A 17,979-nucleotide genomic window follows, 5' to 3' on the forward strand; every position below is an offset into this window, starting at 1 on the left:
TCTACACCTCTAAGCTCAGCTCAGCACAAAGAAAAGTTAGTTCCAATCTCCTACTAAGACGACTTCTGTTTTTAACTTTACACCCGTCTTTGCCAGAACTTCATTCTTGATATGATTAATAACGGCCCACATATCATCCGCTTTTGCCTCACCTAAATTCACGACAAAATTTGCGTGCTTTAAAGAAACCTGTGCCCCACCAATCGTGAACCCTTTAAGCCCGCAAGAATCTATTAGTTGCGCCGCTTTGTGCCCCTCAGGATTGATAAAGGTAGATCCGCAACTTGGCATATCCAAAGGCTGCTTTTGCAAACGAGTGCGATTGGCCTGCTTCACTTTCTCCAAAATATCTGCGTCGGGAACGAGCTCCCACGATAAACCCACTCGAGTGATTATACCCGGCTGCCATCCGAAGCTGTGACGGTACTTCCAATCGATTTCGTGTTTGTCAAATCGATGAAAATGAAAATGGCCATTTTCAAAACGAAGAACTTCGACCCAATCTGTGATTTCTACGAACTCTCGAGGTGTCAACATTTCAGCCACGCCCGCGTTCATAACGATGCCTCCTCCGACATCGCCAGGCAATCCTGCCAAGAATAAAGCCGGTGCTAACTTGTGCTTCAAGAATATTTTTAAAAGCTCGGACTTTGCAGTTCCCGCTAAAGCCGTGATATGAAGTCGACCATCTCGCTGGTCAAGCTCATGTCCCGAAAATCTTCGCAGGCAAATCGTAAGCCCACGCACACCTCTATCTGAGACCAAAACGTTAGTTCCACCACCTAAAATCGTCACCGGATGATTTTGATCGTTGGCCCACAACAGGGCTTTCTTTAATTCGTCAATCGTTTGGGGCAGACAGAAAAAATCCGCGCTTCCACCAACCATCCACGAAGTATATTCAGCTAACTGAACGTTTTCTTGAATAATCATTTTATTTTTTCCAATACACTAAGCCCCAGTTTCCAACCATCACCAGCTCCTAATGTTATGAAAACATCTCCAGATTTTAAGCCAGCAACAACTTTATCAGCGGCCTGCTCATCACGAACAAAGTAACTCGTATTTGGATGCTTACAATCCTGCGCCAACCGTTCACCTGTAATACCTGGGATTGGAGTCTCTCCGGCCGGATAAATATCACCCATCAACACGACGTCCGCCTGCGCAAATGCATTTGTGAAGTCATGCCAACAGTGCTGAGTCCTAGAGTACCGATGGGGTTGGAAATAAACGACTAAGCGACGATCAGGAAATTTTTCTCGGAAAGCTTGCATAACGGCACGGACTTCTGTGGGATGGTGGCCATAGTCATCATAGACCATGACTCCAGCTTTTTCGCCCTTATAATGAAAGCGGCGATCTACGCCTTCGTAACGTGCAATTCCTTGAGCACAAATTTCAAATGCAATTCCGGCATGCATACCAGCGGCAATCGCAGCGACGGCATTCAAAGCGTTATGACGACCAGGAACTTTCATTTGGAAAGTACCTAATAGATCACGAGAACCCTTCATTCGATCATTATGAAATAGCTTGTAGCGACCGTTCTCGCCTTCAATAACCAAATCATTATTAGAATCAAATCCGTAAAATAAAATTCGTTTTGGAAAGTGTTCGAAAATTGAACGCGCAACAGAGTCGTCACCACAGACAATAGTCATTCCATAAAAAGGAACTTTCAAAGCAAAATCATGAAAGGCCTTTTGTAGATTTTCAAAAGTTTTGAAATGATCCAAATGGTCCGAATCGATATTCGTAATAATTGCGACTTCAGGACTTAATTTATGAAACGAACCATCACTCTCGTCGGCTTCAGCGATTAACCAATCCCCATCACCCAACAAAGCAGTCGACTTGATCATATCAAAACGGCCACCAACAACGATAGTAGGATTCAATTGAGCCTGCAAAAATATTGCAGACGTTAAAGAAGTCGTTGTTGTTTTTCCATGGGTTCCGGCGACAGCCACGCCTCTTTTTAGGCGCATAATTTCAGCCAAGGCTTCAGCCCGAGGAATCAATGGAATTTGCCTAGAGCGCGCTTCTGCAATTTCTGGATTTCCAAAATGAATGGCACTTGAGTACACCACAACATCAGCTTGTCCTACATTCTGGGCCGCATGACCTTTGTGAACCTGAATTCCCAATTCTATCAAACGTTCTGTATTGGCATTTTCTGCAGCATCACTTCCCGTGACTTGTGCCCCCATATTGTGAAGCAACTCGGCAAGGCCACACATTCCAATACCGCCGATTCCTACGAAGTGAAACTTTGATTTTTGTAGATTCATGATAAAATTTCCTTAGCGATACTCTGGGCCGCATTTGCTATATAAAAGCCCTTTATATTCTGGACCATCTGCAGACGCAATTCTTTGTTACTACGAAGACTCTGCACCTCGGCAATCAATCTTTCCGGAGTCAATTCATCCTGCAAGATCATGCGACCAGCATTTTTCGCAACCAAGCTTTCCGCATTCCTCTGTTGATGGTTGTCAGCAGCCGGTAACGGAATAACGATGGGAATAATTCCGAATGCCGCGGCCTCGGCCAACGAACTTGCTCCACCGCGACAAACTATAATATCTGCCCATTGGTAATAGGTCGGCATGTCAAAAATAAATTCTTTAGCCTCAACCTTCACCGCACAGTCTTGATATTTTTCACTTACCACCTTGAAATCCAAACTGCCTGTTTGATGAACGACCTCAAGACCTTGAGTCCATTCACCTCCCTTAAGGATAGCCGCCTGAAGACAGTTATTGATAACACGCGATCCTTGACTGCCACCAAAACTTAAAAGGTGAAAATCATGGGTTTGATTCCCCGACTTGGTGGCCTTTTCGATCTCTTCGCGAACCGGCATCCCGGTCACGCGAATTTCATCATTTTTCAGATATTTTTTGGCGTCCTCGAAAACCACAAAACACTTATCAACAAAACGAGACAGCAAACGATTCGCCATTCCAGGCATCGCATTAGGCTCCCATATCGCAGTGGAAACACCCACGATACTAGCGGCCAATACCATCGGCCCCGAGGCATAACCACCGACACCGATGACATACAAAGGTTTCAACTCCCAGAGCAATCGCAAGGATTGAAGCAGCCCCAAAGGCAGCTTCAACAAGGTCTTGAGCTTGAGTAAAGGATTTCCTTTAACATTCAATTTTCCACTTTCGATCAGATGAAGTTGAAACCCTTCGCGCGGAATAATTTTTGTCTCTAATCCCATGGAGGTGCCAACAAAATGAATTTCTAATTCGGGATCTTCTTTTTGAAGAGCTCGCGCCATAGCAATTCCAGGATAAATGTGGCCGCCAGTGCCCCCACCTGCAATAATGATATTCTTTTTACTCATTTTAAATTGTGTTCCCGGTGCCGCACACCTTGTGCTGTGTATCTTCGACTGAAGCTGTCATCTTCAAAACTATTTTCGATATTCAAAATCAGCCCAAACATGAAAGCAAATACCACCAAAGAACTTCCACCGTAACTTAAAAAAGGAAGCGTCAATCCTTTTGTTGGCAACAGTCCCATCACAACACCACAGTTAATGAATACCGAAAGTGCAAAAGTGAGAGAGAGTCCCAAAGACATCGCTCGCTTAAAAGTATCTTCAGTGCGAACCGCGATTTGAATACCTCTAAAAATTACAAAGCCATATAAAGAAAGCAAAAGAACAAAACCAATAAAACCCATTTCTTCGCCAAAAACTGCCAACGTAAAATCGGTATGTGCCTCAGGAAGAAAAAATAACTTCCCTTGGCCTTTACCTAGACCTGCTCCAGTCAAGCCCCCTGACGAAAAACTTAGCATTGATTGAATTACTTGAAAGCCCTTCTGTTCGGGGTCAGCCCAAGGATCTAAAAAACCATGGATTCGCGCCTTCGCATAGGGGTGAGTCGCAATATAAGCTGTTGAAATTCCCACCACAGATGCACAGGCGACAACAATATAACGCCACTTCAAACCGAACGAAAAAAGCAAAGCCGTACCCACAGCAAGAATGATGGCAAATGATCCGAAGTCTCTTTGTTTTAGCAATACTCCGATCGGAATCAAAAGACCTAAAATCAACCAGTGCGTTTTAACTCTTTGCAAATAAGATTCATTCCGAATCAACAAAGTTGCAAACAAGATACTAAAAGAGATCTTTAACAGTTCAGAAGGCTCAAAACGCAAACCGAATGGAAGCTGAATCCATCGCAAAGCACCACCGACACGAACCCCAATGCCTGGAACAAAAGTAAGTAGCATCATAAAAAATGCCACCCCCCACATCAGGAAACCCCAGCGTCGAATTAAATCAAAAGGAATATGAATTGTCGCGACCATAACCCCAAATGCAATACATGCAAAAAGAAGCTGCCGCTTAAAAAAGAACAATCCATCACCAAATGATTCAGTCGCAAAAATAAAACTTGAAGAGTAAACCTGCACTAAACCAATACCGATTAAAGCGATAATGGCCAAAAAAAGACTGGAATTAAGATAGCGTAGCATAAAAAAACTCCTGACTAGAATTCTAATCAGGAGTTTCACCAGGGTCTAGCAAACCTAGACTCTATTCTTAATAACTAGCAAATTAATTATCTAGCTCATCTTTCGCATCTTTAGCCGCAGGAGCCACCGGCTTTTTGTCGCCTGGTGCTGAACTTGCCGCCGGAGCTACCGCTTTCTTGTCTGCAGAAATGACCGCATCATCTTTTCTTTCAACTGGCACTGACTTAGGCGCTGCTTTCGGCTCTGCCTTTACCATTGAACAACAGTAAACAAGACCGAAGTTTTCCGAAGAATTTTTGTAGCCGGTGATTGAAAAAGGCTTATTCGCATCACAACGCTGAGCCATTCTTAAGTTCATCTCAACATCAACGTCAGGATGCTCGTCACCGCTCACAAACTCGCAGTACATTCCTGATGTACCAGCGACCTTGTCACGCTGAGCCTGACGCTCTTTGAAACGACCCGAAGCACACCCAGTTAGAACCAAACCAATTGCTGCTGCAAAAATAATAAAATGCTTATTCATAGCCCCTCCCTGGGTCATGACTCAATTAACGAAACTTTTTCACAATCTCTTTGAAATAATCGCCGCGCTCTTCGTAGCTGTCAAACATATCGAAGCTAGAACAGCCCGGAGACAGCAAAACTGTATCGTTGATTCTAGACTTTTGGTAAGCAATCAAGACGGCCTCTTCAAATGTTCCAATCAAAAACGTTTCCGAGAAGTCGCCAAGATCACGGTTAATTCTTTCCTTCGCCTCACCAACCAGGATCAAAGTCTTGACCTTGCGTTTTACTGAATTGCGCAAAGGTTCGAAGTTAAGATTGGTATCCTTGCCACCCATAATCAAAATTACGTTCTCGTCAAAAACATCCAGTGCCCGCAAAACGGCATGAACGTTTGTCGCTTTCGAGTCGTTATAAAAGAATACACCGCCCACCTTGCGAACGTACTCTAGACGATGAGGCAATCCCAAGAAAACATCGATGACTCTTTGAATAGCATCCCGATTTGCGCCATGCTCTCGAGCTGTCAAAATCGCCGCAATCATATTTTCGATATTGTGGCGCCCCTTCATTTTCATACCCTTAATAGAATAGTACTCGATTTCAGGACCCGTTCTAACTCGGATTTCATCTCCGATGTTGACCGCTCCACCGATGTTCATAATCTGAGGCTCTAGAGCAGGCTTACGCGAGAAATACATGATTCTTCCGCGCTGAACCGCCGGATCGCGAGCAAGCTCAACCACGGCATTATCATCGGCATTTAAAATAGAAGTTGTTGCTTGATTCGTATTTTTAAATACACGGCGTTTCGCATTCACGTACTCTTCCAACGAGCGATAACGATCTAAATGATTTTCGGCCAAGTTTGTAAATACGATATTTTGAGGATTAAAACTATCGCAGTGTTCAAGCATGAAGCTAGAAACTTCGGCAATAACAACCTTTGCGGGCTCTTCTTGCAATAAATAATCGGTGATTGGGCGATCAATGGCTCCGCCAACCCAGCAAGAAATCCCAGATTCTTTAAGAAAGGCCTCGGTCAAACGAGCCACTGTCGTTTTTCCATTTGTTCCAGTGATCGCAACAATTGGCTCTTTAATAAAACCTGTAGAGAACTCAAACTCGCCAGTAACTTTGATACCCTGCGAACGAGCATAATCAAAAATCTTAAGACTGTTTGGAACTCCGGGCGACAAAATCACAAGATCCTGTTGCAAAAATATTTTCGGAGAGTGATTGCCTAATTCAAATTTAACTGGAACTTCACCCAAAAGCTCCAATTGATTTGATAACTCGGGGCGCGACTTGTGATCCGTCACCGTAACTTGTGCTCCGTGCTTTACAAGGAACTTAACCAATGAAACGCCAGTCTTACCAAGACCGACCACAAGGATTCTTTTATCTTTCAATTCCGCGGTATCTTTATACATTCTTACACCTTATCTCAGTTTTAAAGTCGCAATGGAAAGGACAGCTAGCAAAATCGAGATGATCCAAAAGCGCACAATAATTTTTGTTTCAGTTAAACCATGAAGTTCATAGTGGTGATGCAAAGGAGCCATTTTGAAGACTCGTTTACCTGTCATCTTAAATGAGACCACTTGAATGATTACAGATAAAGCTTCCACCACAAAAACTCCACCAAGTATAACCATCAATAATTCATTATTTGTTAAAACAGCCATCGTCCCCAAAAAGCCACCCAAAGATAATGATCCAACATCACCCATGAAGACCTGTGCCGGGTAGGCGTTAAACCAAAGAAAACCCATCCCCGCCGCAACGATCGTGGCTGCAACCGGAACTAATTCTCCAGCGCCTGACACGTGAGGAATTTGAAGATACTGAGCAATGGCGAAGTGACCAGACACATAAGCAAACAAGCCCAGTGTACTTGCACTGATAATCACCGGCACAATCGCTAACCCATCAAGACCATCAGTCAAATTAACTGCATTTGCTGTTCCGACAATCACAAGTGCCGCGAACACAACATAGAATTGACCCAGGTCAAATGCGATATGCTTAAAGAAAGGGATCGAAACTTTAGTAGCCAGACCGAAATAATTAATAAGGACATAGACCGTCAGGCCCGATATTAAAAATTCTCCCGCCAACCGAACTTTCCCACTTAAACCTTTAGAATTCTTCTTGCTAACTTTAAGCCAATCATCAATATAGCCGATCAATCCAAAGCCCCAGGTAACGACAAGAACTCCCCAAACTAAGGGATTCATCATATCCACCCAAAGCAAACAAGGAATTAACGTCGACAATAAAATAAGACCGCCACCCATGGTCGGCGTGCCCGCCTTTTTCTTATGAGTTTGAGGTCCATCATCACGAATACTTTGACCAAAGTGCTTCTGCTGAAGACGACGAATAAAATACGGCCCCCACATCCAGCACAATAAAAAGGCCGTAAAAAATGAAATAAATGTTCTGAAAGTAATGTATCTAAAAACGTTGAACGCCGATACTTGATCTGCGAAAGAATAGAGCCACTGATAGAGCATCTTAAGTTGTTCCTCTGGGTTAAAAAATGGACCCAGAAGATATAACACACTTCAACTTTAAGATGCAATAAAAACTTTATAAGTGCTTGTAATTACTATTCTTTATTAAGATTAAAATCCTTAGGCTGACAAGGCAAAACAAAACGCTCAAGCTTCATACCTCGAGACCCCTTCACAACGATGACATCCTGACTCTTCAGATTTTGCACCAAATCCTGCGCCATCGTATCGTCAAAAACTTCTTTTACATTCGAGTAGCCTTTGTATCCTGCCTGCTCCAAACCTTTTTGAAAACTCGCAGAGGGTTTTCCAATAAAATAAACTCGCTCAAACCCTGTGCTTCCAACCCAACTACCCAACTCAAGATGAAGTTGATTAGATAGATCACCCATCTCTAACATTTCCCCAAAGACTCCAATTTTCTTCCCACCGTTTTTTATCAGCCTCACATTGTCTAACAAAGCTTTCATACTGTCCGGGTTGGCATTGTAACCATCAAAAATCATCTCGGCCCCACTCTGAAGCTCGAGTAATTGATTGCGCCCCCAGTTTGTCCTGCAAGCCGCCAACCCCTTCCAAATCTGTTCGCCAGTCAAGCCTACGGCTTTTGCCAACGCGGCGGCAGCCATCAAGTTGGTCAAGTTTTGCTCACCAAAAACAGGCACCTCGACCGCCCCAGAAACACCATCAATTTTTCCACTCAGTTTTAAACTTCGCATACTCATGGCATCTATTTTCATAAATACTTTAGCTTGTTCGTTCTGAGCCGAAAAACTGATAAATTTCTTAGCCGCATCAGTCCCCCAGCGAAGAGCCTCGTTACTCATCATTTTCTGAGTGTGCACATTGTCCAAATTGAAAGCGCGAATTGTTTTTTCGGGAGCCGCCTCGTAGATCTCATACTTCGCTTTTGCGATGCCCTCGATGGTCCCAAAATGTTCGATATGGGCTCTCCCCACCATCGTACACACAACAACGTCTGGCTCGGCAATGTGAACCAAATCAGTAATTTCGCCGTAGTGATTCATTCCCATCTCGACAACAGCCACCTCTTTGTTGGGATCTAATTGCAACAAAGTAAATGGGACACCCCAATGATTATTAAAGCTTCCTTTATTAAAGTGTACCGACTTGCAAGTCCCAATCAAGGCAGCTGTAAACTCCTTGGTTGTGGTTTTACCATTAGAGCCCGTAATTCCAATCACTGGCCCCTTGAATTGCCTGCGAGCCCAAGTTCCCAAATTTTGAAGCGCTTTTAAGGTATCTTCTACTTTCAGAATCGTCACTTTGTCCTTCAAAGCTTCGAAGGCCACGGGAAGCTCGTGCACCAATAGAGCAGAAGCCCCAGCGGCAACCGCTTTATCAAGGTAGTTGTGTGCATCATAAGCCTCGCCCTTTAAGGCGATAAAAAGCTGTCCCGTTAAATCTTTCCGAGTATCCGTTCCAATACCCACATAATGAGTCTCGAACTTCGAAAGAATTTGAACTTGGGTCGCCTCACAAATTTCTTGAAAACTGATCTTTCTCATTCCAACTCCTTTACCGCGAACTGCGTCTTGCCTGACAAGCTTCTTGAGCCACTTGATAATCACTGAATGGATGTTTCGTGCTACCGATAATTTGATAGTCTTCGTGCCCTTTACCGGCAATCAAAACCACGTCTCCGGGGCCAGCCTTACTGATACAATTTAAAATGGCTTCCCGTCGATCCTCTATGACGTGGGCTTTTTTTAACTGATCAGCAGACAAACCCGCTTTGATATCTTCGATAATACTTTGAGGTTCTTCAGTGCGGGGATTATCAGATGTAATAACTATTTCATCGGAATATTGAACGGCCATTTGAGCCATCAAAGGACGTTTCCCCTTATCGCGGTCACCGCCACACCCAAAGACCGTCCATATTTTTGCCTGCTGAGCGGCCCCATCAAGCCCAGCCCGAACCTTTTGAAGTGCCACCAACACATTTTCCAAAGCATCTGGAGTATGAGCATAATCAACAAAGACTGAAACATCTGAAGAATTCAACACACTTTGAAGACGCCCTGGGACTCCGGTAAATTGCGACAGTGCCCTTTGGCATTGTTCTAAATTAAGACCCGCCCACAATGCAATTCCCACCGCGGCCGTGGCATTCATCACGTTATGAACACCCGACATTGGAATTTCTATTTCAATCTCGCCATGAGGAGTTCTCAAAAGAAATAAGGTTCTATCAAATCCCATTTTTAAAACACGATAACCTAAGTCTGCCTCAGGCTGTTGATCTAATTGACCGTAAGTCCAAATATCAGCACGATCCGCAACCTTTAAACGTCGACCATATTTATCATCGATATTTACGACAGCCAAAGGTGATGCCTTTTTTGTTTTAAACATCAAATCTGTAAAGAGTCGTTGTTTTGCTTCAAGGTAGGCATCCATTGTCTTATGATAATCCAAATGATCACGGGTCAGGTTCGTGAAGACAACAGCATCAAAAGAAACGCTATCAACTCTATATTGATCCAAGGCATGCGAAGAAACTTCCATTGCAACGGCTTTTGCACCAGCCTCTTTGAATTCACGAAGTCTTTTTTGCAAATCTACCGGCCCCGGGGTCGTCATTTCGCTTGGCCATACTTGGTCTTTTAAATGGTGATTGATCGTACCAATCACACCTGTCTCTTTTTGTACCGAATTTAAAAGACACTCAATCATATAAGTCACAGAGGTTTTTCCATTTGTACCAGTGACCCCGACGCAAAAAAGATTTTCGGCAGGGTCACTGTTAAAGCGTGACGCCAAAACATCCAGCGCTTCGCGCGAACTTGGCACCGTTAAGACAAATCCGGTATAAGTCGCAGGTACTTTCTGTCGATCCTGAACAACCAAGGCGGCGGCACCATTTGCAATTGCCTGCTCGATAAAGCTATGTCCATCCACTTTTGTTCCGGGAATTGCCACAAACAATCCTCCAAGTTCGACGTTTCGAGCATCCGAGTGAACCCCGCTAATTTCGATATGAGGAATTAAATGTTCTGGCGCGTGTAATGGTGCAAAAAGATCTTGTAGCTTCATGTCCTCCATATTATCTGTAAGAACACTATGAGACAACTTGGAAAGATTCATTGCTTAGAAGTTCTAAATGACGACACCCCAACAAACGACACCCCTTGGGTGATTCTGTTTCATGGCTATGGAGCAGATGCTCATGATCTTCAGTCTTTGGCTGATATGTTCCCCACCAAAACAACAATTAATTACCTTTTCCCCAACGGCCCCTTGCAAGTACCTATTGGGCCTGGTTGGACAGGTCGGGCTTGGTGGAATATCGATATGGGTGCAATCGAACGCGCCATCGCTGCAGGCACAACTCGCGACATGGCGGAAGACACCCCAAAAGATCTACCTAAGGTTCGTGAAATGGCTTTTGAAATGATCAAACAACTTGGAGTCCCTTGGAATAAAATTATCCTAGGTGGATTCAGTCAAGGATCGATGCTAGCACAAGAACTCTACGCCCACGCCCCCGAGCGCCCCGCAGGATTGATTTTACTATCTGGAACTATTTTAAATCAGGAAGAACTGAAACAAAAAATCTCTGAAAAATCCGGTGGTCATTTTTTCCAAAGCCATGGCGAATCCGATATGGTTTTAGGAATCAAACAAGCTAGAAAACTCGAGGGCCTACTTCAACAGGCGGGACTCAAAGGACATTGCTTGGCCTTTAAGGGAGCTCACGAAATTCCAATGCAAGTCATTCAAAAATTAGGCCCCTGGATTGACGAACGATTTAAATAAAAAAAGAGGCTATGCCTCTTTTTTTATTCTAAAATTACCGTCACTTCCGCAGGCATTTCACTTCCTGCCGCAGGATAAACGTTAGAAACTTTTCCACTGCCAACCATATTTAATTTCACATCCTGACCGATAAAACGTCGCAAAACCTCACGACCAGTAAGACCTTTTAAATCCGGAACAACGCTCAACTTAACAGACTCGACTTTAAACTCAGCCGTCTTAACTGAATTTTTCACAACACCCTTAGAAGCCGGGCTTCGCCCCCCTTTGGACGCATCGACATCAACATCGCCTAAAATCTGAGGCGCTACCCCTTTTTTACGAACTGCATAGCTTGCAATTCTTGAAAAAATTGGAGCAGCAACAGCTCCGCCATAGTAAGATTTTTTTGCCGAATCAATAGCCACATAGATCACATACTTTGGATCATTTGCGGGGATAAACCCAGCAAAGCTAGAGATATAAGCCCCAGGTAAGTAGCCGCGTCCATTTGGATTTACTTTTTGAGCGGTACCCGTTTTGCCCGCAACTAAATAACCCGGCACCTTTGCATTTTTCCCGGTCCCCTTGCCTTCAGTGACCGCCATTAGCATTTCGCGCATCTGCAGAGCTTGCTCTTCAGTCAAAACTCGGCGGATCGGACGCGGTTTATTTTCTTTTAGCTCTCCTGTCTCACCATTGCGAACAGCGGATACGATATATGGCGAATTTAATACCCCTCCGTTTGCGATAGCCGCGTAGGCATTCGCAATCTGTAATGGCGTCGCAGAAATACCATGTCCAAACGAAATATTTGAAAGCAAATGCTGATGCCATGGAAGCTCTTGCACTATGCCTCGCGCTTCTCCAGGCAAATCCACCCCTGTTTTAACACCAAACCCAAAATCCAAAAGCGCTTGACGAAGTTTATCATCGCCTAATTGAAATCCAATCTTTGTGGTTCCGATATTTGAAGAAACCTGCAGAATTTCAGTGACAGTCATGTCGCCAAATTTTTCATGAGACTCGGCTTCTTTGATCGTACGCTTGCCAATTTTATATGTCCCATTTTCACAAAAATATTTTGTCTTTGGCGTTAAAAGCTTCTCGCGCAAGGCGGCTGCAATAACGATACTTTTCATCGTTGAACCTGGCTCGAAAGCATCAGTCACAACTCGGTTGCGGCGGATATTTGCCGGAGTCGAATTTGCTTTATTCACATCAAAGGACGGAGCCGACACAAGCGCCAAGACCTCTGAAGTTTTAGCGTCCATCACAACACCGACTGCGGACTCGGCTTCAAAAGTCTCGATTGCATTTTTTAACTCGGACTCTAAAGAAAACTGCAACTCGCTGTCGATGGTCAAACGAATATCATCACCATCTGGGTTTTCGGCAAAAACCAAACCGTCCGCCAACAGCGGACGTCCGCGCGCATCACGACGAACAGAAATTTTACGATTGTTTCCTTTAAGTTGAGAATCAAAAAGTCTTTCAATACCTTCAAGCCCCTGACCTTCGCTACCAATAAAACCAATAGTCTGAGACAAAAGATTTTCATTTGGATAAATACGTTTGTATTCTTCAACGAATGAAAGACCGCGAACATCCAGTGCTTTGATTGCATCGGCTTTATCCTTGTCCAACATTCTTTCAATCCAAACAAACCGACGGTTTTTATCTTTAATTTTTGAAAACACAACGTCACTTGAAATATCTAAGATTTTAGAAACATCCTTCGCTACCTTTTTGCGATTTTCAATAATCTTAGGATCAGCATAAAGACTATATACCACCGATGACATCGCCATTTCACGACCTTCGCGATCTGTAATAGCCCCGCGTCGTGCTTGAAGGTTTACTACCGTTTGAAACAGTCGAGACTGACGTGCATCCAATCGATCATTAGGAAAAAACTGAAGATAGGCCGCACGTAGCCCCAGAACACCCCATAAAAACATCAATCCAGCAAAGACAAATAAAATACGTGATTTCAACTTACAGTTCCTTGTTGTCATTAGGTTTAACGGCTAAAGATGGTTCAGGTTTAGTTGTTGGCTGAGTCCAAGGGAAAAAACTTTTAACAGCAGTAGCTGCCTCATCTTGCATCTTAACTTCGGAAAGCAGGACAATCTGCTTAGGTTCGATTTTCTTTAGCGTGAATTTGCTTTTGGCAATTTGATCCAACAACTGGGGACGAGTGACTTTCGCCAACTGTACTTCCCGTGTACGGCGCTCTTCAGCTGCTTTTTTATACTCGCGGGTTAGCTTAAGAACACCGTAACCAACACGGCGCTCTTCCATCTGTAAAAAAACAATGGCGAATAAAGTAGAAATAATAATTAAAACACTAGCGAAAGGCTTTAGCTGATGAATATTTTTTTGGCTCATCCTGAGCACCCCTCTCAAAAACTCGCAATTTTGCAGATCGCGAGCGGGAATTTAAGTCGCACTCTTCCTGAGTAGCAACGATCACCTTTTTGTTTACCGGCAGCCCTAATTCTTTGGACTCACGGAAAAAGTTTTTAACAATTCTATCCTCTAACGAATGGAAGCTAATCACCGCAAGACGTCCACCCATTTTAAGGGAATTCATCATCTCGGGAACTGCTTTAGCCACCACATCCAGCTCTCCGTTAACGGCCAATCTTAAAGCCATAAAGTACTGAGTCGCAGGATGAAAGCCTTTGTGTCGCCAACCATCTACTCGCTCGATAAGACTCGCCAATTCTCGGGTCGTCTTAAATGCTTTGGTTTTTCGGTCATGCACAAGGGCGCGAACTACTCGGAAGGGCTTATAGATTTCTCCGTAATTCTGAAACAAACGAATCAGTTCGTCCTCAGAGGCCGTATTCACAATATAATCCGCCGTTAATTCTTGCGTCTGATCCATCCGCATATCCAAAGGTCCATCATGATTAAAACTAAAACCACGATCTGCATTGTCTAATTGCGGTGAACTCACACCAAGATCCAATAACATCATATCAAATTGACCAAGGTTATGATTAGCAAAATTTGCAAAATTATCATGAATAACGCGCAGTCGGCCGCTCTGGACTTCAGTCGGGAATTTTTGTTTTGCATATTCGATAGCAGCCAGATCTTGATCAAACACGATGGCTTTTGCTTCCGGAAAAAGACTGAGAATAAGACCTGTGTGTCCGCCTCTTCCAAAAGTACCATCCAAAAATACGGCTTCTTTTTGCATTTCAAATTTTTTGAACGACTCTACGACTTCTCGCCACAATACCGGATAGTGCTCGGGGGCAAACTCGACTTTTGTCAGATCCACAACTGGCCTCTTTCTTTTACAATTTTCAAACTAGGGACAAATTCATTGAGCGTCAAGTCGCTTTCCACTAAGCTATAGAAAGAACAGGAGTTTTTTCACGGATGATAAAATGCCCTCGATGTGGATTTGAGCAACCGCCAGATCAATATTGCGCCCAATGCGGTGTCAATATGGATTCCTATCGAGAAAAGCATAAGCCATCAATTCTAAAAGAATTTTTCAGTGATTCTCGCATTCAACTTTTTTTCTTAGCTACGATTGCGGTTACGGCCTTTCTTTTTCTTTATAAACAACAATACCAACGTATCGAAAGCCGCATCCAACTTCTTCAGGGGCAACTTCAAATCGCCTCTTCAGAAAATGCAGACGTCAGTGGTTCATCTACGACACCCTCAACAGCCGACACATTACCATCTGAAAGTACGAGTGACACCCAGCCCACTCAGGCAGAGTCTGCCTCGACAAACCCCACTGCCAGTGCTTTAACGACGGCCCCGTTGGCCTCGGAATCAAAGTCGGCACCGGCAACACTCGACAATCGAAACGTTGCAGCTTCTTCAAAAAATGGCGAACACGAACTACGTGTGATTTACGCCGAAATTCCAAGAAAAATACTTTTAGAGCTCTTTGAGGAAAGCCAGAGCATTGGCCAATTCATCGACTTCGAAGACTATCAAGCAGGCATCCTATCCGATTTTGATCGCCGAATTGAAAGTAAAGAAATTCAAGTTTTAGCGGAAGAAAAAAAGCCCTTCACGATTGGTCAGCCCATCAACTGGTTTGCCGGCATCAAAGATAGAAATGACCTTTCATTAAAGATAGGCTTCGAAATATTTATTGATATGTCTTTGACCGACAACACGTGGAAAGGCAATTTAGACATGCAGCGCAGCTGGCGCGAGGCCCCTAGTTTTGAAATACAGCGTAAGAACTATCCCGCGATGTTCGAAATAACGCCCAAATCTGTCTTTTTTGTGTCAGGATTTCTTCCGCGCCGGTCCATTCCTGCGGATGAAGATGGACTTAGCGCCCTTCCTGTATTTAAAATCCTCAAATCTCAAAATTTTCAGTCAGGGCGTAGCGAGTTCGTCGTTATTTACAGTGTGACTCGCTAAAAAGGCGGGTTGGTATGCAAGAAGTCAGTCATCACTACGGATCCAACGTTCACTTGTTAGACAATCCCCTGGCTTCAGGCCTGCTAGCAAAACTTTGCCATCCCGATACATTTCAACCCGACATCAATCGACTTGTTGAAGAACTCTATACTCTGCTAATTCAAAACGTCATTGCCAAAGAATTTGCAACCGAGCTACACGAGGTTCCCACTCGCATGACTTCTTTTCATCCAAATGCGCCACTGCAGTATAAGCGCATCGCCCCTTCGCAATCAGCTGTGGTTGTCAATTTAGCGCGGGCCGGAACTTGGCCTAGCCATATTTGCTATCAGCAACTTCATTGGTTTTTAGACCCACAAGGCATTCGGCAAGATCATATCTTCGCTTCCAGAGCCACGAACAACCAAAACAAAGTCACCGGCGCAGACCTCGGAGGCACTAAGATCGGCGGCGGCATAAGCGGAAGCCATCTCATCTTTCCTGACCCCATGGGTGCCACAGGCACAACGATCTCGGACAGCATTGCCTTTTACAAAAACAATATCGAGGGCACAGCAAAAAAAATCTTAGCTCTGCACTTAATTGTAACCCCAGAATATTTAAAGAAAATTACCACCACTCACCCTGAAGTCGTGATCTATGCCTTAAGACTTGACCGTGGCCTTTCTGAACAGGCAGTCTTAAACAGCACTCCTGGTCAGTACTGGGAGCAAGAACGCGGCTTAAACGATAAAGACTATATCGTTCCTGGCGGTGGTGGATTTGGCGAAATTATGAACAACTCATTTGTATGATCGGAGACTGCATGCAAGACCTAACTCTTAAACCTTACTTAACTGAAGAACAAATCGCCAAAAAAGTTGCTGACATTGGATCTGCGTTGACAGAAAGATTCAAAGATCAAAAAGTCGTTGCAGTTTGTGTGCTTAAGGGCTCTTTCATGTTCTATTCAGACCTTATTCGCCAAATCAATACAGACATTACTTGCGAGTTTTACGGAGTCGCGAGCTATCATGGTGGAACAAGTTCGTCTGGCGAAGTCAAAGTCACATTGGATTTAACAACTCCCCTAGAGGGAAAAAATGTCATTCTTGTTGAGGACATCGTCGATACTGGAATCACAATGAATTATCTTATCAATGCCATTAAGGCCCGCAAGCCTGCAAGCCTTACCACTGTAGCACTTTTACAGAAACCTGAAGCTATGAAAGTGCCATGTCATATGGATCACGTTGGATTTAAAATCACGAACGAGTTTGTCGTTGGTTATGGCCTGGATTATCAAGGCTACTACCGCAACCTTCCTTACATAGCTCAGGTTCAAAACTTTCAATAAATAAAAAAAGCCGAGTATAAAACTCGGCTTTTTTGTTATTTCTCTTGCTCGGGCATTCGGCCGGATTCTTCGCAGCGATGATAGCTGGCCGTAAAAAGTTCAGATCTAAAAAAATCATAAGCTTGACGGCAATATTGACCACCAGTCAAAAGCATATCTGGCGCCAACAGATAAGCCGTCATGACCTCTGCAAACTCTTCATTTCTGCGGCCATAACCATGACTAACCATCGAGTACTGCGTCGGATAGCAAGGCATTGTGACTTTCGAATTGTAAGCCTGATAATAAGTTTGTCCTCGCTCATTCTTCGCATTGCCAACAACGTGCCCAATTTCATGAACGTAGACCGCTTTAATCCCCATTCCCTCTGCTGAAAGTTCGATGGGCCCATTTGTTTGCCTAGCTACAATATCCATTTTGGGGTTGTAGATCACCTCTGTGCCTTTGAATATGGTCAATTTTTTCCCAGCTAAACTCGACATCATCGAAACGATCTCTGCAACATATCGTACATAAGTTTGAGATAGATTTTTCGTAACGATGCCATGAGCTTTCAAAACAACCGCCGGGTCTTCTTTAATAGTGGGGACACAGCTCGCCTTACCCACCGTAGGATGACGAAATGTCGATCGAGGCAGCTCGCCATTCTGAGCTGGGGCCGAAACAGTCACAAGGAAAAGAAATACCGTCAAAAACTCTTTCATGGAACGTCCTCCATCACAAACGCAAAAGACCGGGCCTATGCCTAGCTGGGAGAGGCTTCAGCAAAGTAAAAGCCAGCGTCCTTTCGCATTCTATTGCCCCGGAACTTGTTTGGACCCCGCAGATTTTCGACAAGTGACGGAAATTGTTTCATACCTACCTTACCGAGATCACCGAGGGGGGACATTCTGTAACTGGACCTCCCACCCTCGGGGGACACAATGTCCCTTAGGC

At 44.1% G+C, this 17,979-nt stretch carries 17 protein-coding genes; 4 read left to right on the forward strand and 13 right to left on the reverse strand.

Annotated features, from left to right (window positions below):
• Positions 1-36: 36 nt before the first annotated feature.
• The 9 genes from murB to AC04MN_RS02545 form a co-directional block, all read right to left on the reverse strand.
• Positions 37-933 carry a UDP-N-acetylmuramate dehydrogenase gene (gene murB, locus AC04MN_RS02505; protein ID WP_475381607.1) on the reverse strand — a complete coding sequence of 299 codons (897 nt, stop codon included), beginning with the start codon at positions 931-933 and terminating at the stop codon, positions 37-39.
• A complete protein-coding gene (gene murC / locus AC04MN_RS02510) occupies positions 930-2,294 on the reverse strand; it encodes a UDP-N-acetylmuramate--L-alanine ligase (RefSeq protein ID WP_475381608.1) in 1,365 nt (454 codons plus the stop codon). Before murC ends, murB begins: the two co-directional genes overlap by 4 nt.
• Positions 2,291-3,364 (reverse strand): undecaprenyldiphospho-muramoylpentapeptide beta-N-acetylglucosaminyltransferase, encoded by a 1,074-nt coding sequence (gene murG, locus AC04MN_RS02515; RefSeq protein WP_475381609.1) that lies wholly within the window; start codon positions 3,362-3,364, stop codon positions 2,291-2,293. The genes murC and murG overlap by 4 nt, the downstream gene beginning before the upstream one ends.
• Positions 3,361-4,509, reverse strand: coding sequence for a putative lipid II flippase FtsW (gene ftsW, locus AC04MN_RS02520; RefSeq protein ID WP_475381610.1), 1,149 nt, complete (start codon positions 4,507-4,509; stop codon positions 3,361-3,363). The genes murG and ftsW overlap by 4 nt, the downstream gene beginning before the upstream one ends.
• 82 nt (positions 4,510-4,591) lie before the next feature.
• Positions 4,592-5,035 (reverse strand): hypothetical protein, encoded by a 444-nt coding sequence (locus AC04MN_RS02525; protein ID WP_475381611.1) that lies wholly within the window; start codon positions 5,033-5,035, stop codon positions 4,592-4,594.
• A 25-nt stretch (positions 5,036-5,060) separates the two neighbouring features.
• A complete protein-coding gene (murD, locus tag AC04MN_RS02530) occupies positions 5,061-6,449 on the reverse strand; it encodes a UDP-N-acetylmuramoyl-L-alanine--D-glutamate ligase (protein ID WP_475381612.1) in 1,389 nt (462 codons plus the stop codon).
• Positions 6,450-6,458: 9 nt separating this feature from the next.
• Positions 6,459-7,535: a phospho-N-acetylmuramoyl-pentapeptide-transferase gene (gene mraY, locus AC04MN_RS02535; protein ID WP_475382952.1), complete on the reverse strand. Its 1,077-nt coding sequence runs from the start codon at positions 7,533-7,535 to the stop codon at positions 6,459-6,461.
• A gap of 95 nt (positions 7,536-7,630) precedes the next feature.
• Complete coding sequence (locus AC04MN_RS02540; protein WP_475381613.1) at positions 7,631-9,064, reverse strand: UDP-N-acetylmuramoyl-tripeptide--D-alanyl-D-alanine ligase; 1,434 nt, start codon at positions 9,062-9,064, stop codon at positions 7,631-7,633.
• 10 nt (positions 9,065-9,074) lie between these two features.
• Positions 9,075-10,595 carry a UDP-N-acetylmuramoyl-L-alanyl-D-glutamate--2,6-diaminopimelate ligase gene (locus AC04MN_RS02545; RefSeq protein ID WP_475381614.1) on the reverse strand — a complete coding sequence of 507 codons (1,521 nt, stop codon included), beginning with the start codon at positions 10,593-10,595 and terminating at the stop codon, positions 9,075-9,077.
• A 27-nt stretch (positions 10,596-10,622) separates the two neighbouring features.
• Here AC04MN_RS02545 and AC04MN_RS02550 point away from each other — a divergent pair, with 27 nt between their 5' ends.
• The gene (locus AC04MN_RS02550) at positions 10,623-11,318 is read left to right on the forward strand and encodes an alpha/beta hydrolase (RefSeq protein WP_475381615.1); all 696 of its coding nucleotides are present in this window, start codon (positions 10,623-10,625) and stop codon (positions 11,316-11,318) included.
• 23 nt (positions 11,319-11,341) lie between these two features.
• On the opposite strand, the gene AC04MN_RS02555 is transcribed toward AC04MN_RS02550, so the two are convergent.
• Genes AC04MN_RS02555 through rsmH form a run of 3 tightly spaced genes read right to left on the reverse strand, consistent with a single transcriptional unit; the run spans position 11,342 to position 14,592 of the window.
• Positions 11,342-13,294 carry a penicillin-binding transpeptidase domain-containing protein gene (locus AC04MN_RS02555; protein ID WP_475381616.1) on the reverse strand — a complete coding sequence of 651 codons (1,953 nt, stop codon included), beginning with the start codon at positions 13,292-13,294 and terminating at the stop codon, positions 11,342-11,344.
• 1 nt (position 13,295) lies between these two features.
• On the reverse strand, positions 13,296-13,688 hold the full coding sequence (locus AC04MN_RS02560; RefSeq protein ID WP_475381617.1) for a histidine kinase: 393 nt from the start codon (positions 13,686-13,688) through the stop codon (positions 13,296-13,298).
• On the reverse strand, positions 13,648-14,592 hold the full coding sequence (gene rsmH / locus AC04MN_RS02565; protein ID WP_475381618.1) for a 16S rRNA (cytosine(1402)-N(4))-methyltransferase RsmH: 945 nt from the start codon (positions 14,590-14,592) through the stop codon (positions 13,648-13,650). The genes AC04MN_RS02560 and rsmH overlap by 41 nt, the downstream gene beginning before the upstream one ends.
• Before the next feature lie 101 nt (positions 14,593-14,693).
• Between rsmH and AC04MN_RS02570 the strand changes: the two genes are divergently transcribed.
• From AC04MN_RS02570 to hpt, 3 genes are read left to right on the forward strand one after another with little or no spacing between them, the layout of a single operon-like run.
• Positions 14,694-15,707: a hypothetical protein gene (locus tag AC04MN_RS02570; protein ID WP_475381619.1), complete on the forward strand. Its 1,014-nt coding sequence runs from the start codon at positions 14,694-14,696 to the stop codon at positions 15,705-15,707.
• 14 nt (positions 15,708-15,721) lie between these two features.
• Entirely contained in the window at positions 15,722-16,501 is a 780-nt protein-coding gene (locus AC04MN_RS02575; protein ID WP_475381620.1) for a uracil phosphoribosyltransferase, read from the forward strand.
• A gap of 11 nt (positions 16,502-16,512) precedes the next feature.
• A complete protein-coding gene (gene hpt, locus AC04MN_RS02580) occupies positions 16,513-17,043 on the forward strand; it encodes a hypoxanthine phosphoribosyltransferase (RefSeq protein ID WP_475381621.1) in 531 nt (176 codons plus the stop codon).
• Between the two features lie 35 nt (positions 17,044-17,078).
• Here the strand turns inward: hpt and AC04MN_RS02585 are convergent, their stop codons facing one another.
• On the reverse strand, positions 17,079-17,747 hold the full coding sequence (locus tag AC04MN_RS02585) for a hypothetical protein (RefSeq protein ID WP_475381622.1): 669 nt from the start codon (positions 17,745-17,747) through the stop codon (positions 17,079-17,081).
• Positions 17,748-17,979: the final 232 nt, after the last annotated feature.

It is taken from the genome of Bdellovibrio sp. ZFWA1, assembly GCF_056175665.1.

Coding starts and splice junctions, on each gene's coding strand:
- AC04MN_RS02550 (WP_475381615.1), top strand. CDS start 10,623: ATGAGACAACTTGGAAAGATTCATTGCTTAGAAGTTCTAAATGACGAC.
- mraY (WP_475382952.1), bottom strand. CDS start 7,535: ATGCTCTATCAGTGGCTCTATTCTTTCGCAGATCAAGTATCGGCGTTC.
- ftsW (WP_475381610.1), bottom strand. CDS start 4,509: ATGCTACGCTATCTTAATTCCAGTCTTTTTTTGGCCATTATCGCTTTA.
- AC04MN_RS02575 (WP_475381620.1), top strand. CDS start 15,722: ATGCAAGAAGTCAGTCATCACTACGGATCCAACGTTCACTTGTTAGAC.
- AC04MN_RS02545 (WP_475381614.1), bottom strand. CDS start 10,595: ATGAAGCTACAAGATCTTTTTGCACCATTACACGCGCCAGAACATTTA.
- AC04MN_RS02585 (WP_475381622.1), bottom strand. CDS start 17,747: ATGAAAGAGTTTTTGACGGTATTTCTTTTCCTTGTGACTGTTTCGGCC.
- hpt (WP_475381621.1), top strand. CDS start 16,513: ATGCAAGACCTAACTCTTAAACCTTACTTAACTGAAGAACAAATCGCC.
- murG (WP_475381609.1), bottom strand. CDS start 3,364: ATGAGTAAAAAGAATATCATTATTGCAGGTGGGGGCACTGGCGGCCAC.
- murC (WP_475381608.1), bottom strand. CDS start 2,294: ATGAATCTACAAAAATCAAAGTTTCACTTCGTAGGAATCGGCGGTATT.
- murB (WP_475381607.1), bottom strand. CDS start 933: ATGATTATTCAAGAAAACGTTCAGTTAGCTGAATATACTTCGTGGATG.
- AC04MN_RS02560 (WP_475381617.1), bottom strand. CDS start 13,688: ATGAGCCAAAAAAATATTCATCAGCTAAAGCCTTTCGCTAGTGTTTTA.
- AC04MN_RS02525 (WP_475381611.1), bottom strand. CDS start 5,035: ATGAATAAGCATTTTATTATTTTTGCAGCAGCAATTGGTTTGGTTCTA.
- AC04MN_RS02540 (WP_475381613.1), bottom strand. CDS start 9,064: ATGAGAAAGATCAGTTTTCAAGAAATTTGTGAGGCGACCCAAGTTCAA.
- murD (WP_475381612.1), bottom strand. CDS start 6,449: ATGTATAAAGATACCGCGGAATTGAAAGATAAAAGAATCCTTGTGGTC.
- AC04MN_RS02570 (WP_475381619.1), top strand. CDS start 14,694: ATGATAAAATGCCCTCGATGTGGATTTGAGCAACCGCCAGATCAATAT.